A 13620-nucleotide genomic window follows, 5' to 3' on the forward strand; every position below is an offset into this window, starting at 1 on the left:
GAACACCGGTGCGTCAGGAAAGTCGGCACATCGGCACAGAGGACGGACGGCATGACACCACCCATCTCCAAAAGCGGGGGCGCGGGGCGCCGGCGCGTCGCCACACTGATCTGCGGCGCGCTGGCCGCCGGCGGGCTCGCGGCCGTCGGCGGGCTCGCGCTGGAACCGGGGGCGGCGTCCGCCTCCAGCCACCGGGAAGCACCTCTGATATCGGGTACCCCGCAGTACGACAACACGGATCTGTACGCCTTCGTGAGCCCGGACCGGCCGGACACCACGACACTCGTCGCCAACTGGATCCCGTTCGAGGAACCGGCCGGCGGGCCGAACTTCTTCACGTTCGCCGAGGACGCCCAGTACGACCTGAACATCGACAACGACGGCGACGCGCAGGGCGACCTGCTGTTCCGGTACACGTTCACCACGCACACGAAGAACGACAGGACGTTCCTGTACAACACCGGCCCCGTCACCAGCCTCGACGACCCGGACCTCAACATCACGCAGACCTACGACGTGGAGCTGATCAAGCTGCACGGCGGCGAGGAGGCGTCCCGGAAGACGATCGCCCACGACGTGCCGGTGGCGCCGTCGAACGTGGGCAGGGCGTCGATGCCGGACTACGGGGCGCTGCGCGACCAGGCGGTCCACCGCATCGCGGGCGGGGCACAGACGTTCGCCGGGCAGGCCGACGACCCGTTCTTCCTCGACCTGCGCGTCTTCGACCTGCTGTACGGCGGGAACCTGTCCGAGGTCGGCAACGACACCCTCAAGGGCTACAACGTCAACTCGATCGCCCTCCAGGTCCCGACCGACATGATCGTGGAATCGGCCGAACAGCCGGTGGTGGGCATCTGGTCGACGACGCGGCGCGAGAACGCGCAGGGGGAGTTCGCTCAGGTGTCGCGGCTCGGCAACCCGCTGGTGAACGAGGTCGTCAACCCGATCGCGGCCAAGGACACGTTCAACGCCTCCGTGCCGGCGGACGACGCGCAGTTCCTGGCGAACGTCACCAACCCGGAGCTGCCGAGGCTCATTGAGGCGATCTACGACATCAAGGCGCCCGCCGAGCCGCGCGACGACCTCGTCGACGTGTTCCTCAAGGGCGTCGAGGACCTCAACCAGCCGCCCCACGTGACCCCCTCGGAGCAGCTGCGCCTGAACACGTCGGTCGAACCGGCGGCCGAGCCGAAGCGCCTCGGCGTCCTCGACGGCGACAACGCGGGCTTCCCCAACGGGCGCCGGCTGACCGACGACGTGGTCGACGCCGCCCTCCAGGTCGTCGACGGTGAGCTGGTCGGTGCCGCGAACGACCTGGGCGACGCGGTCGACGCCAACGACAAGGAGTTCGGGCACGCCTTCCCGTACGTGGCGAACCCCACGGAGGGCTCGCGGGGCCCGCTCGCCGACGGCACGGGCGAGGGCAACGACGTACGCAACCAACTGGGCGACGCGCTGCGCCCGGCCGGCTCGGACGACACGACCCTCATCGCCGCCTCCGTGGGCGCCGGGGCCGTCGGCATCCTGCTGATCGGCGGGGCCGTCGCCTGGTGGCGGCGCATGCGGGGCCGCGCCTACTGACGGCCCGCACCGACTGGCGCGGCCCGCTCCCTGTCCCTCCCCCGCGGCGGACCGCGCCGTCCGCGCCCGTCTTCGCTTCCACCACCCGTACACCGCTCGACACCCGTTGAGGAGAGGCATGTCCGCGCGCAGCGACGACACCAGGCCACAGCTCGAACCGCCCGGCCCGGCCGGCACTCCACCGCCCGCCGAGCGCCGGTCCCCGACGCCGGCGCGGCGTCGCCCGTGGCCCCGGGTGGTCGGATGCGCCGTGCTGCTGGCCGTCGCCGTCGGCGCGGGGGCCGTCGCGGTCGACGGGTCGCGGGCGGGCGGGGGTGTCCCGACGGCCGGTGTGCCGCGGGGCGGGCCGGGAAGGGCGAACGGCGCCGTCCCTGACCTGGGGGTACCGGCGTTGCAGGCCAGGCTCCGGGCGCAGCCGCGGGACTTCGGCGGCTGGGCGGCCCTGGGGCTGGCCCTGGTCGAGCAGGCCCGTACCGGCGGCGACCCCTCGCGTTATCCCGGGGCCGAGCGGGCCCTGCAACGCTCCCTCGGCCTGAAGCCCGGCAACGACCAGGCACTCGCCGGCCGGGCCGCGCTCGCCGCCGCCCGCCACGGCTTCGCGGACGCCCTGACGTACGCGGACCGGGCCCTGGAGGCGAATCCGTACAACGAGCGCGCCCTGTGCTCCCGCGTCGATGCCCTGGTCGAACTCGGCCGTTACGACGAGGCGGCACGGGCCGCCGACACCGCGGACACCAAGCGTCCGGGCGTCCCGGTCTTCACGCGGTACGCGTACGTCCGGGAGCTGCGCGGCGAGGTGGACAGCGCACGCCGGGTGCTCCAGCACGCGCTCGCCGCCGCCTCCACGCCGGGTGACGTGGCGTACGTCGCCACCCAGTTGGGCCGGCTCTCCTGGAACCAGGGGGACTACCCGGCGGCCCTGCGCCACTTCGGCCGGGCCCTGGCCGCCGACGACGCGTATCTGCCCGCGCTGGAGGGCCGTGGCCGGGCCAGGGCCGCCAGCGGTGACCGGGACGGCGCGGTCGGGGACCTCGAGGAGGTCGTCGCCCGTGCCCCGCTGCCCGGTCCGCTCGTCGCGCTCGGCGAGCTGTACGAGGCGGGGGGCGAGGAAGCGAAGGCCCGGGAGCAGTACGCCCTCGTCGACGCGTGGACGGCGCTCGCCCGGTCCGGCGGCGTCGAGGTAGACCTGGACACCGCCCTGGCCGCCGCCGACCACGGTGACCGGGAGGCGGCGCTGCGTGCGGCCCGCGCCGAGTGGGACCGCCGCCGCACCGTGCACACCGCGGCCGCCCTGGCCTGGGCGCTGCACGTGAACGGCCGCGACGAGGAGGCGCTGCCGTACGCCCGCCGGGCCACCGCCACGGGCTACCGCGACGCCTCGTTCCTCCACCACCTGGGCATGATCGAGCGGGCCGTGGGGCGGGAGCCGGACGCACGCCGCCACCTCGCGGCGGCCCTGGACCTCAACCCCGGCTTCTCCCCCCTCGGCGCCCGCGAGGCCCGTACGGCACTCGGGGACATGGGGGCGGCCCGTTGAACCCGCGCCGTCTCCTCGCGCGGGGCGCCGCCCTCTTCACCGGCGCCTGCGCCCTGGTCCTGCTCGCCTCGGCCGGCGCGGACGCGCATCCGCTCGGCAACTTCACCGTCAACCGCTACGACGGTCTGGTCGTCGCCCCCGGCGAACTGCGCGTCGTCCACGTCGAGGACCTCGCCGAGATCCCGGCGACCCAGGCGGGCCCGGACCTCGACCGGCTCGGGCCGGCCGAGTGGGCCCGGCGGCGCTGCGAGGGTGCGGCCCGGGGCAGCCGGCTCACCGTGGACGGCCGTAGGGTCACCCTCACCGCCCGGCGCAGTGGCGCACGCGTGCGGCCCGGGCAGGCCGGGCTCGACACCGTGCGCCTGGAGTGCCGGCTCACCGCTCCGCTGCCCGAGCCGGGCCCCGCGGAGGTCGGTTTCCGGGCCGCCGGTGCCTCGTCGGGGCCCGGCTGGCGGGAGATCACGGCGCGCGGCGACCGTACGACGCTCACCGCGTCGGACGTCCCGACGGACTCGGCCTCGCGCGAACTGACGCGGTATCCCGAGGAGTTGCTTTCCTCCCCGGCCGACACGTCCGGCGCGTCGCTGCGGTTGCGGCCCGGCGGCCCCGCGCTGGACCGGGAGCGGCAGGACGCACCCGCCGCCTCGGTGCTGCCCCGCGGCGCGGACCGGTGGACCCGTGCCCTGGACTCCCTGGTCGCCCGGCACGATCTCACCCTCGGCTTCGCCGGTCTGGCCCTCCTCGTCGCGGTCGCCCTCGGTGCGGCGCACGCGCTCGCACCGGGCCACGGCAAGACGCTGATGGCGGCGACGGCGGCCGCCCGGGGCGGCGGGGCGGGACTGAAGGACGTCCTGCCGATGGCGGCCTCGGTGACGGTCACGCACACCCTGGGCGTGGTCGCCCTCGGTCTCCTGGTCACCGCGGGTTCGGCGGCCGCGCCCTCGGTCGTGGCCTGGCTCGGCGTCGCCGGCGGTGTCCTCGTGACGCTGGCGGGCGCGAGCCTCGTACGCCGCGCGCTCCGCGGCCGGGGCCAGGCCCTTGCGCCAGGCCATGCCCACGGTCGCCACCACGGCCACGGCCACGATCATGACCACAACCGCCCTCATGACCACGGCCCGCACACCCACGTCCACCCCACCGCCCCCACCCTCCGCGGCACGATCCTCCTCGGCTTCGCCGGCGGGCTCGTGCCCAGCCCGTCCGCCGTGGTGGTGCTCGTCGGTGCCGCGGCCCTCGGCCAGGCCTGGTTCGGACTGCTCCTCGTGGTCGCCTACGGCGTCGGGCTCGCCCTCACCCTCACCGCCGCCGGTGTCGCCGTCGTCCGGCTCGGCCGCGGTGTGAACCGTCTGCTGCGACGGCGCCCGCGGTGGACCTCCGGCCGGCTGGCCGGTCTGGTGCGCCGGACCACTCCGCTCGGGTCGGCGTTCGTGGTCGTGCTCGTCGGGGCCGGGTTGGTGTTCAGGGGGGCCGCGTCCGTACTCGGCTGAGCCGCTTCGGGGACACCGTGGTGGTGACGGCCCACGACGACCGCGGCGCGTTCGAGAGCGCCGTCCGCGTGGAGGTGCGGACTCCGGTGCGGGCCACGTCGGACGCGGTGACGTTCTCGGCGGCCCGCGGGACCGGGACGGAGGCGGAGACCCCGACGGACGGGGCCTCCACCTCCTCTCCTTCTGCTTCTGCCGCTTCTGCTACTTCTCCTTTCCGCTTCGGGTCAGGCCGCGCCGTTGAGGACCGCTTCGGGTCAGGCCGCGCCGTTGAGGACCGGGAGGTAGCCGCCGGACTGTCCGGCCGCGGTGGGGTGGTACGACTCGCCGATGTTCAGCCAGTTGACGCTGTGCAGCCAGGCGCTGCCGGAGCACAGCTCGTGACCGGTGAAGGTGGTGCGGACGTCGCCGAAGGTGAAGCCGTGGGCGGCGACGCGCTGGGCGATGACGGTGTCGAGGTGGTCGGAGGCGTTGTTGATCGCCTTCCGCTTGGTCTCGGACAGGCCGAGGCAGGTGGTGCCGAGCTTGTAGAAGCGCGGGTAGCCGATGACGACCACGTGGGCGTTGGGTGCCTTGCTGCGGATCGCCGAGTAGACGCCGTCGAGCTTGCCGGGCAGCGTCGAGTCGACGTACGCCTCGGCGGTGGCGATCCGCGACAGGCAGGAGCTGTCGGACTGGAGCACACACGTCGTCATGACGTCGGCGAAGCCCGCGTCGTTGCCCCCGATGCTGATCGAGACGAGGCCGGTGGCGGAGTTGAGCGGGCCCAGCTGTCCGGCGAGAACATCACCCGTACGGGCGCCGGAGCAGGCGGTGAAGTCGAACGTCGAGGGTGAGTGGGCGGCCGCCCACAGGTACGGGTGGGCCTTCGTGCTGCGCTTGCAGTCGCCGCTGGAGCTGATGTAGCTGCCCGCTCCGACCCCGGAGGAGTAGGAGTCGCCGAGGGCCACATAGCCGTCGGCTGCGGCGGGTTGGGCCGCCTGGGCGGTCGCGGCCCCGGTGAGGGCGGCGCCGGCGGCGAGGAGGACTGAACTCAGGAAGCCGACAAGTCGGAAGCGTCTCATGGAACCTCCTTTAGCAGGATCTCTGCCACAACCGTGGTAGCAGCTACGCGCGTTGACTGGAAGTGTCCATGCCAACAATTGGCTGACAGTCGTTCAAAGTCGGACGGTAGTCAGCGGGCACGTCAGTGCGCCCTTGACGCTCCGTCGCGCGCTGCGCCACATTGATGCCCGGTCAAACCGTCAAAAACGTGAGACCTGCTGGCAGGTCTTGCCATACGGGTTCAATCGTCAATACCGTCATACATCTCCCGCGTCGGTACGTCGGCAAGCGGCCCAGGGGAGGGCTCGAGGCCGCGGCGCACCGGGGCGGGAGGCGCGGTAGGGGGGTGCCGTGCCCGGCGACCGCTTCGGTGGCCGGGCCGTGCCGCGCGGTCGGCCGCCGTCTCTTTCGTCGGCGTCGACGGGCTTTGCCAGCTCACCTGGCACGCACGGGGGTCCATGCCGTCGCGCCGTGGGGTGAGAACCCCCCTTTCGAACCGGATTCAGAGCCGGACCGCCCCTGGGGCGGGCGGTCCGCCGGACGAGAGGGACCAGACTCATGAGCTCAGTTCTGCGGCCGGCGTCGACGGGCGGCGATCCGTCACCCGACGCGCCGCACGGCCTGTCACCCGACCTGTCACCCGCCGGCAAGTACCGGCCCGTCTCCTCCCACTTGGCGATAGCACCGCCGGTGAGCGTCGTGGTACCCGCCATGAACGAGGCGGAGAACCTTCCCTACGTCTTCAAGACACTGCCCGACTGGGTCCACGAGGTCGTCCTCGTGGACGGCAACTCCACCGACGACACCGTCGAGGTCGCCCGGGGGCTGTGGCCGTGCGTCAAGGTGATCGAGCAGCGCGGCAAGGGCAAGGGGGACGCGCTGATCACCGGCTTCGAGGCGTGCACCGGGGACATCATCGTGATGGTCGACGCCGACGGCTCGGCCGACGGCCAGGAGATCGTCTCGTACGTCTCCGCCCTCGTCTCCGGCGCCGACTTCGCCAAGGGTTCCCGCTTCGCCAACGGCGGCGGCACCGACGACATGACCTTCGTCCGCAAGTTCGGCAACCGCGCCCTGTGCGCGGTGGTCAACCGGAAGTTCGGCGCCCGCTACACCGACCTGTGCTACGGCTACAACGCGTTCTGGCGGCGCTGCCTGGACGAGATCGACCTCGACTGCACCGGCTTCGAGGTGGAGACCCTGATGAACATCCGGGTCGTGAAGGCCGGGCTGAAGGTCCAGGAGATCCCCAGCCACGAATACCTGCGCATCCACGGCGTCAGCAACCTGCGCGCCGTGCGGGACGGGCTGCGGGTGCTCGGAGTCATCCTCGGCGAGCGCTCCAACCGGCGTGCGCGGCGCGGCCGTACGCACGCGCCGACGCTCGCCTCGGCCGGCCCGGCGGGCTCCGTCTCCCCCGGCGTCCCGGCCCGGAGGAAGGCGTCTTGAGCGGGACCGACGCCTCCCTCACCATCTCCGTCGTGATCTGCGTCTACACCGAGGACCGCTGGAAGGACATCCTCGCGGCGGTCTCCTCGGTGCGGGCGCAGTCCCACCCGGCCCGGGAGACGCTGCTGGTCGTCGACCACAACGAGATCCTGCGGGAACGCCTGCTCAAGGAGTACGGGGAGGGCCGGGGCGGGCGGGGCGGGCGGGTGCTCGCCAACGCGGGCCCCCGCGGCCTGTCCGCCGGCCGCAACACCGGCATCGCCGCCTCGCGCGGCGAGGTGATCGCCTTCCTCGACGACGACGCCGTGGCCGAGCGCGACTGGCTGCGGCACCTCGCCGAGGGGTACACCGATCCGGCGGTCGTCGCCGTCGGCGGGCGCACGGTGCCCGTCTGGGCGTCGGGGCGGCGGCCCGACTGGTTCCCGGAGGAGTTCGACTGGGTGGTGGGCTGCTCGTACCGCGGCCTGCCGCCCGGCCGGGCCCGGGTGCGCAACGTGCTCGGCGGCAACGCCTCCTTCCGGCGCGAGGCGTTCGACGCGGCGGGCGGCTTCGCCACCGGCATCGGACGCGACGGCGACAGGCGCCCGCTGGGCTGCGAGGAGACCGAGCTGTGCATCCGGCTCTCCCGCGCCAGGCCGGACGCCGTGCTGCTGATGGACGACCGCGCGGTGATCCACCACCGGGTGCCCGAGGCGCGTGAGCACTTCGGCTACTTCCGCACCCGCGCCTACGCCGAGGGCCTGTCCAAGGCCCTGGTTGCGCGCAGCGTCGGCGCGGGGAGGGGGCTGGAGTCCGAACGCCGGTACGCCACCCGCGTGCTGCCGTACGGTGTGGTGCGCGGGCTGCGCGACGCCGTGCTGGCCCGGCCGGGCGGCGCGGGCCGGGCGGGTGCGATCGTCGCCGGGGTGCTCACGGCGGCGGGCGGCTACCTGGTGGGGAGCGTACGGGCGCGGCGGGACGGCGCCACGTTCTGCCCGGCGCCCGTCGGGGAGGGCGCGCATGGCTGAGGGGGGCCACGGGGCCGACGCGCGCGTGCCGGTCCTCATGTACCACGCGGTCGCGGCCGCACCGAACGACGCGACCCGTGCCCTGTCGGTGACTCCGGAGGCGTTCGCCGGGCAGATGGCGGCGATCGCCGACCGGGGCCGCACCCCGATCGGTACGGCGGAGCTGGCGGCCGCCTGGCGCTCGGGCGGCCCACTGCCGAGGCGGCCCCTCCTCATCACCTTCGACGACGGCTACGAGGGCGTGCACCGGTACGCCCTGCCCTCCCTGGCCGAGCACGGCTTCCCGGCCACCCTGTTCGTCTCGACCGGCTGGCTGCGCGGCCCGTACGACACCGGGGGCGCCCCGGGCGCCATGCTCGACTGGGACCAGGTGCGCGAACTGGCCGCCGCGGGCGTGGAGATCGGCGGGCACAGCCACACCCATCCGCAGCTCGACCGGCTCGGGGAGGAGCGGCTGCGGCACGAGCTGGTCCACTGCAGGGAGATCGTCGCCGGCCAACTGGGCGCCGCGCCCGCCTCGTTCGCCTACCCCTACGGGTACTCCGACCGCCGGGTGCGGCGGGCGGTGCGCGAGACGGGGTACGCGCAGGCGCTCGCCGTCGGCAACGGGCTGGCGCGCCGCGCGCAGGGGCCGTACGCCCTGCGCCGGGTCACCGTGCGCCGGAGTACGGGGCCCGACGAGTTCGCCCGGCTGCTGGAGGGCCGCGCGATCGGCCGCACCTTCGCCCGGGACCGGGCCCTGACCAAGGGGTACGCCGTACTCCGCAGGGCCCGGCAGGCGCGAGGGCGGGTGCCGGGGCGGGGGCGGCCGCCGGGGGCCGGTGCCTGAACCGCCGACGCGGGCGCTTGTGCCGTCCGTGTGGTCCGTGCCGTACGTGCCCCGGGCGCCCGGGAAAGCGGGTGCACGCGGCGGCCGGGTGCCGGATCATGGCGGCATGTCCGTGAACCCGCACGAAGCCCTGCCGATCCGGCTCAACGTCGACGACAGCGACTCCCCGTCCGATGTCGTCGACGCGCTGTTCCTCGGCCGCTTCGCCACGGGCGAGCAGCCGTACTCGCACGCGGCGAACATCGACCGCGTACGGTCCGGCGCCACGCTGCTGCCGCCCGGCGCGCACGTGCTGCGGACCGCCCGCGACGACGACCGCAGCGCCACGCTGGCGGAGGGTGACGGCTGGACGCTGCTGGTTTCGCGCTGGAACCGGGGCGCCGACGTCACGGTGACGGCGACCAGCGCCGACCTGGCCGAGAAGGTGCTCGGCGAGGCGACGGACGGGGCGGCGGACGAGCCCGAGCCGCAGCCGGAGAACGTGACGATGGGCTTCTGGTACGTCTCCCCGCGGCGCGGCCCGCACCGCACCACCCGCCAGATCGCCGCGGGCACCTGGGACGAGGTCCGGGCCAACTACACGGCGCCGGTCGCGGACGCGCTGGACGGCCTGATGAGGACGACGCCGGAGGACATCGCGGGCCGGCTGCTGCTCCTGCACGGACCGCCGGGCACCGGCAAGACCTCCGCGCTGCGCACGCTCGCCCGGTCCTGGCGGGACTGGTGCCAGGTGGACTGCGTCCTCGACCCGGAGCGGCTCTTCTCCGACGTCGGCTATCTGATGGACATCGCCATCGGCGAGGAGGACGCGGCGGGCAGGGGCCGCTGGCGGCTGCTGCTGCTGGAGGACTGCGACGAGCTGATCCGCGGCGAGGCCAAGCACACGGCCGGGCAGGCGCTCTCCCGCCTGCTGAACCTCACCGACGGGCTCCTCGGCCAGGGGCGCAACGTCCTGGTGGGCGTCACGACCAACGAGGACCTGGAGCGCCTCCACCCCGCCGTCGTCCGTCCCGGCCGCTGCCTGGCCCGGGTCGAGGTCGGTCCGCTCACCCGCCGGGAGGCGGTGGACTGGCTCGGCAGCGAGGTCGCGGGCCGGGAGGAAGCGGTCGGCCGCGAGGGCGCCACACTGGCGGAGCTGTACGCACTGCGCCGGGGCACCTCACCGACCGCGCTGCCGGAGCCGCGGACGGGCACGGAGGCCGGGCTGTATCTGTAGCCCGGTGCTTTGATGGGGGTATGCCCCTGTTCGTCGGCACGTCGGGCTGGCAGTACCGGGACTGGCGGGAGGCCCTCTACCCGCCCGGTCTGCCCGTCCGGCTCTGGCTGGAGCGGTACGCGGCCGGCTTCGCCACGGTCGAGGTCAACAACGCCTTCTACCGCCTGCCCACCCGGGAGACCTTCGCGGCGTGGCGGGAGCGGGTGCCGCCGGACTTCGTGGTCGCGGTCAAGGCGAGCCGCTACCTGACGCACATCAAACGCCTGCGCGACCCGGCGGAACCGGTCGACCGCCTGATGACCCGTGCGGCCGGCCTCGGCGACCGCCTCGGCCCGGTCCTGCTGCAACTGCCGCCGACCCTGCGCGCCGACACGGCCCTCCTGGACGCCTGCCTCGCCTGCTTCCCGCCGGGCACCCGGGTCGCGGTGGAACCCCGGCACGAGTCGTGGTGGACGCCCGGGGTACGGGAGGTCCTCGTGTCCCGGGGCGCGGCCCTGTGCTGGGCGGACGTCCGCGCCCGCCCGGTCACGCCGCTGTGGCGCACCACCGACTGGGGCTACGTCCGCTTCCACGAGGGCCGGGCCACGGCCTGGCCGCACTACGGCCGCCGCTCACTGGCAACGTGGATCGACCGCATCGCGACGACCTGGCCGGACGGCCACGACGTCTACGCGTACTTCAACAACGACCCGAACGCGGCGGCGGTGGGAGACGCACAGACCTTCGCCGCACTGGGCCGCACGTCAAACCTGACGGTCACCCGGACGTGCCCTGAAGGGGCGCGGGGAACCGCGCGACCGGCCACCACGCCCCCGCAGCCGGACAGCGGCCCGGACCCGGACGGCGCTCAGTCCCCGTAAGCCGGCGCTCAGTCCCGTAAGCCGGCGCTCAGTCCCGTAAGCCGGCGCTCAGTCCCCGTAAGCCGCCCGCAGGGCGTCCCGCACGGCACCCAGCGCTTCCGCCTCCGTCACCCCCAGCCTCCGCGCCCGCGAGGCGTAATCCTGCGCGCCGGACGCCAACTCCCGCTCCGCCGCGGAACCCGCGGCGGCGACGAACGTCCCGTTGCGGCCGCGCGTCTCGATCACCCCGTCCCCCTCCAGCGCCCGGTAGGCCTTGGCGACCGTGTTGGCGGCGAGGCCCAGGGACTGGGCCAGTCCGCGCACGGTCGGCAGCCGGTACCCGACCGGCAGCGCCCCCGAGCGCGCCTGTTCGGAGATCTGCGCGCGCACCTGCTCGTAGGGCGGCGCGCCGTCGTCGATACGGATACTCAAGGTCACCCGGCGATTGTCCCGTATCCCCGCGCGAAAATGAGAGGCACCCGGCCGTCCGGCCGCCGTAGCGTGCGCCCTCATGACCGTTCTTGTACGCGACCTGCGTTCCGACGACCCGGCCGATGTCGCGGCTTTCACCCGAGTCCGCCATCTGACCGTGCCGTTCATCCTGTGGACACCGGAGGCCGTCGTGCACCGGCTCGCCCACACGCCCCCTCAGGCCCGGAGCCGGTCCCTGGTCGCGGAAGAGGACGGGGAGGTGATCGGCACGGCCCAGATCGGGCTGGTGCACGACAGCCCGGAGCCCGGCCAGGCCTTCCTGAACGTCTACGTCCATCCGGGCAGGTTCCGGCGCGGCGCCGGGGGGCTGCTGGTGCGTACGGCCGAGGAGTACCTGACCGGCGAGGGCGCGACGAAGCTCTATTCCTGGGTGCTGGACGGGCCCGCCAACCTGGCCTTCGCCGAGCGGCACGGCTACGAGCGGCGGCGCGCCGCCCACTTCCTGCGGCTGGACCTGGCGAACGCCGCCCTCCCGCCCCGGCCGGCCCCTCCCGCGGGCGCCGAGCTGCGCACCGCCGCCGACTTCGCGGACGACCCCCGGCCCCTGTTCGAGCTGGACGCGGAGACGGTGGCGGACGAACCGAGCGACGTCGACGTGGAGTTCTCGGACTACGAGGCCTGGCTCGCGGAGTCCTGGCGGCATCCGCTGCTCCACCGTGAGCTGACCACGGTCGCGCTCGTCGACGGCCGCCCGGCCGCCTTCACCCTCGCCTACACCGACGGCACCCGTTACTCGACCGCGATGACGGGCACGGTCCGCGCCCACCGCGGTCGGGGCCTGGCCAAACTCGCCAAGACCGACTCCCTGCGCCGGGCCCGCGCCGCCGGGTACACGGAGGCGCTCACCGGCAACGACACCGACAACGGCCCGATGCTCGCCGTCAACAAGTGGCTCGGGTACGAGGTCCGCGCGACGGAGGTGCGTCATGTCCGCGAACTCGGCTGAGCCGACCGCCGAGGTGAGCGTCGCCCTGGTCAAGGCGGGCCGCACGAAGATCCGGTACGCGAGCACGCTGCTGCACGACGACGGCACCCGCCTCTCCGTCCGCGCGCCCTGGTCCGGTCGTGGCGTCCGCGACTTCGGCTTCGTGCGCTTCGAGGCCGGGGACGTCCTCACGGAGTACTACTGGCGCGACCGGTGGTACGCGGTCAAGGAGGTCCGCACGGCGGCCGGTGTGCTGAAGGGCTGGTACTGCGACATCACCCGCCCCGCCGTGCTGACCGGCACGGAACTGGTCGTCGAGGACCTCGACCTGGACCTGTGGCGCTCGGCGGACGGCACCGACGTACGACGCCTGGACGAGGACGAGTTCGCCGAGAGCGGTCTGGCCCGGCGGGACCCGCAGGCCGCTGCCGCCGCCGTGGCCGCACTGGACGAACTGGAGCGGCTGGCCCGCGGGGACGGTTTCACCGGCCTGCTGGAACAGCGCGCCGCCCCGCTCACCCGTACGTCGCCACGATCGCGTACCGCTCGTCCGTCACCTCCCTGCCCCACAGCGACGGGTCGTCCGAGAGCCGCTCCAGGCGCGCCCGCCCGGCGAGCGGACCGAGGAGCGCGGTGAGCCGGCCGGCGGGTATGCCGACCGGGGCGACGCTCCCCCACACGCCCTCGACCAGGACCAGTCGCCCTTGGGGGCGCAGCAACTGCCGCCAGTGCCGCAGGACCCGGCCGGGGTCGGGCAACGTCCACAGCACGTGCCGGGCCAGCACGGCGTCGAAGCGCTGCCCGCCCACGGGCGGTGCCGCCGCGTCACCGGTCAGGAACGCCGCGTCACGACCGGCGAGTTTGGTCCTGGCCAGCTCCACCATGGCCGGGGAGAGGTCGACGCCCGTGACGCGGTGCCCCTGCTCGGCCGCGAGGAGTGACAGGCTGCCGGTGCCGCAGCCCGGGTCGAGGACGTCGCCGGGCCGCTCGGGCAGCCAGGAGGCCAACCGGACGGCCCAGGCACGGCGTACGTCCGCGTCACGCAGACCGTGGTCCGGCTCGTCGTCGAAGGAGGCGGCCAGCGCGTCCCAGTCGACACCCGGTGCGGTCGCTTCGTCGCTGTTCTCACTCATGCGCCCAGGGTGACAGCCGCCACTGACAACGGAACCGGTGCACGGGAACGTGACAACCGCCACTGACAGGGATGCTTCGACGAG

13 protein-coding genes and 1 pseudogene are annotated in these 13620 nt (G+C 74.1%); 10 read left to right on the forward strand and 4 right to left on the reverse strand.

Annotation, left to right across the window (positions count from 1 at the left end):
* The first annotated feature begins 51 nt into the window (after positions 1-51).
* The 3 genes from ACGFYH_RS07910 to ACGFYH_RS07920 are packed head-to-tail and all read left to right on the forward strand — an operon-like array spanning position 52 to position 4605.
* Complete coding sequence (locus tag ACGFYH_RS07910; protein WP_393802244.1) at positions 52-1581, forward strand: DUF4331 domain-containing protein; 1530 nt, start codon at positions 52-54, stop codon at positions 1579-1581.
* 13 nt (positions 1582-1594) lie between these two features.
* A complete protein-coding gene (locus ACGFYH_RS07915; RefSeq protein ID WP_393802315.1) occupies positions 1595-3118 on the forward strand; it encodes a tetratricopeptide repeat protein in 1524 nt (507 codons plus the stop codon).
* Positions 3115-4605: a nickel transporter gene (locus ACGFYH_RS07920; RefSeq protein WP_393802245.1), complete on the forward strand. Its 1491-nt coding sequence runs from the start codon at positions 3115-3117 to the stop codon at positions 4603-4605. Before ACGFYH_RS07915 ends, ACGFYH_RS07920 begins: the two co-directional genes overlap by 4 nt.
* Here the strand turns inward: ACGFYH_RS07920 and ACGFYH_RS07925 are convergent.
* Together ACGFYH_RS07925 and ACGFYH_RS07930 are read right to left on the reverse strand one after the other, a co-directional pair.
* Positions 4577-4777: a hypothetical protein gene (locus ACGFYH_RS07925; protein WP_393802246.1), complete on the reverse strand. Its 201-nt coding sequence runs from the start codon at positions 4775-4777 to the stop codon at positions 4577-4579. The two genes, ACGFYH_RS07920 and ACGFYH_RS07925, sit on opposite strands and share 29 nt — an antisense overlap.
* Positions 4778-4859: 82 nt before the next feature.
* Positions 4860-5666, reverse strand: a complete 807-nt coding sequence (locus ACGFYH_RS07930; protein WP_393802247.1) for an SGNH family lipase — start codon at positions 5664-5666, stop codon at positions 4860-4862.
* A 538-nt stretch (positions 5667-6204) separates the two neighbouring features.
* On the opposite strand from ACGFYH_RS07930, the gene ACGFYH_RS07935 reads away from it, so the two are divergent.
* The 5 genes from ACGFYH_RS07935 to ACGFYH_RS07955 all read left to right on the forward strand — a co-directional run bounded on the left by ACGFYH_RS07935 (position 6205) and on the right by ACGFYH_RS07955 (position 11007).
* On the forward strand, positions 6205-7095 hold the full coding sequence (locus ACGFYH_RS07935; protein ID WP_393802248.1) for a glycosyltransferase family 2 protein: 891 nt from the start codon (positions 6205-6207) through the stop codon (positions 7093-7095).
* On the forward strand, positions 7092-8102 hold the full coding sequence (locus ACGFYH_RS07940) for a glycosyltransferase family 2 protein (RefSeq protein WP_393802249.1): 1011 nt from the start codon (positions 7092-7094) through the stop codon (positions 8100-8102). Before ACGFYH_RS07935 ends, ACGFYH_RS07940 begins: the two co-directional genes overlap by 4 nt.
* Positions 8095-8931 carry a polysaccharide deacetylase family protein gene (locus tag ACGFYH_RS07945; protein WP_393802250.1) on the forward strand — a complete coding sequence of 279 codons (837 nt, stop codon included), beginning with the start codon at positions 8095-8097 and terminating at the stop codon, positions 8929-8931. The genes ACGFYH_RS07940 and ACGFYH_RS07945 overlap by 8 nt, the downstream gene beginning before the upstream one ends.
* Before the next feature lie 106 nt (positions 8932-9037).
* Positions 9038-10147 carry a DUF5925 domain-containing protein gene (locus ACGFYH_RS07950; protein ID WP_393802251.1) on the forward strand — a complete coding sequence of 370 codons (1110 nt, stop codon included), beginning with the start codon at positions 9038-9040 and terminating at the stop codon, positions 10145-10147.
* A gap of 20 nt (positions 10148-10167) precedes the next feature.
* Positions 10168-11007, forward strand: a complete 840-nt coding sequence (locus tag ACGFYH_RS07955) for a DUF72 domain-containing protein (protein ID WP_393802252.1) — start codon at positions 10168-10170, stop codon at positions 11005-11007.
* Positions 11008-11055: 48 nt separating this feature from the next.
* On the opposite strand, the gene ACGFYH_RS07960 is transcribed toward ACGFYH_RS07955, so the two are convergent.
* Complete coding sequence (locus tag ACGFYH_RS07960; protein ID WP_393802253.1) at positions 11056-11424, reverse strand: GntR family transcriptional regulator; 369 nt, start codon at positions 11422-11424, stop codon at positions 11056-11058.
* Between the two features lie 73 nt (positions 11425-11497).
* Between ACGFYH_RS07960 and ACGFYH_RS07965 the strand changes: the two genes are divergently transcribed.
* Positions 11498-12424 carry a GNAT family N-acetyltransferase gene (locus ACGFYH_RS07965; RefSeq protein ID WP_393802254.1) on the forward strand — a complete coding sequence of 309 codons (927 nt, stop codon included), beginning with the start codon at positions 11498-11500 and terminating at the stop codon, positions 12422-12424.
* Positions 12405-12899, forward strand: a pseudogene (locus tag ACGFYH_RS07970) (DUF402 domain-containing protein); the annotation flags it as partial. The gene ACGFYH_RS07965 and the pseudogene ACGFYH_RS07970, both read left to right, overlap by 20 nt.
* A 19-nt stretch (positions 12900-12918) precedes the next feature.
* Here the strand turns inward: ACGFYH_RS07970 and ACGFYH_RS07975 are convergent.
* The gene (locus ACGFYH_RS07975) at positions 12919-13536 is read right to left on the reverse strand and encodes a class I SAM-dependent methyltransferase (RefSeq protein ID WP_393802255.1); all 618 of its coding nucleotides are present in this window, start codon (positions 13534-13536) and stop codon (positions 12919-12921) included.
* Positions 13537-13620: the final 84 nt, after the last annotated feature.

It is taken from the genome of Streptomyces sp. NPDC048392, assembly GCF_043200575.1.
Classification (GTDB): Bacteria; Actinomycetota; Actinomycetes; order Streptomycetales; family Streptomycetaceae; genus Streptomyces.

Excerpts from the sequence above, each read along its gene's own strand:
- ACGFYH_RS07975 (WP_393802255.1), bottom strand. The coding sequence starts at position 13,536 with ATGAGTGAGAACAGCGACGAAGCGACCGCACCGGGTGTCGACTGGGAC.
- ACGFYH_RS07965 (WP_393802254.1), top strand. The coding sequence starts at position 11,498 with ATGACCGTTCTTGTACGCGACCTGCGTTCCGACGACCCGGCCGATGTC.
- ACGFYH_RS07950 (WP_393802251.1), top strand. The coding sequence starts at position 9,038 with ATGTCCGTGAACCCGCACGAAGCCCTGCCGATCCGGCTCAACGTCGAC.
- ACGFYH_RS07955 (WP_393802252.1), top strand. The coding sequence starts at position 10,168 with ATGCCCCTGTTCGTCGGCACGTCGGGCTGGCAGTACCGGGACTGGCGG.
- ACGFYH_RS07930 (WP_393802247.1), bottom strand. The coding sequence starts at position 5,666 with ATGAGACGCTTCCGACTTGTCGGCTTCCTGAGTTCAGTCCTCCTCGCC.
- ACGFYH_RS07910 (WP_393802244.1), top strand. The coding sequence starts at position 52 with ATGACACCACCCATCTCCAAAAGCGGGGGCGCGGGGCGCCGGCGCGTC.
- ACGFYH_RS07935 (WP_393802248.1), top strand. The coding sequence starts at position 6,205 with ATGAGCTCAGTTCTGCGGCCGGCGTCGACGGGCGGCGATCCGTCACCC.
- ACGFYH_RS07945 (WP_393802250.1), top strand. The coding sequence starts at position 8,095 with ATGGCTGAGGGGGGCCACGGGGCCGACGCGCGCGTGCCGGTCCTCATG.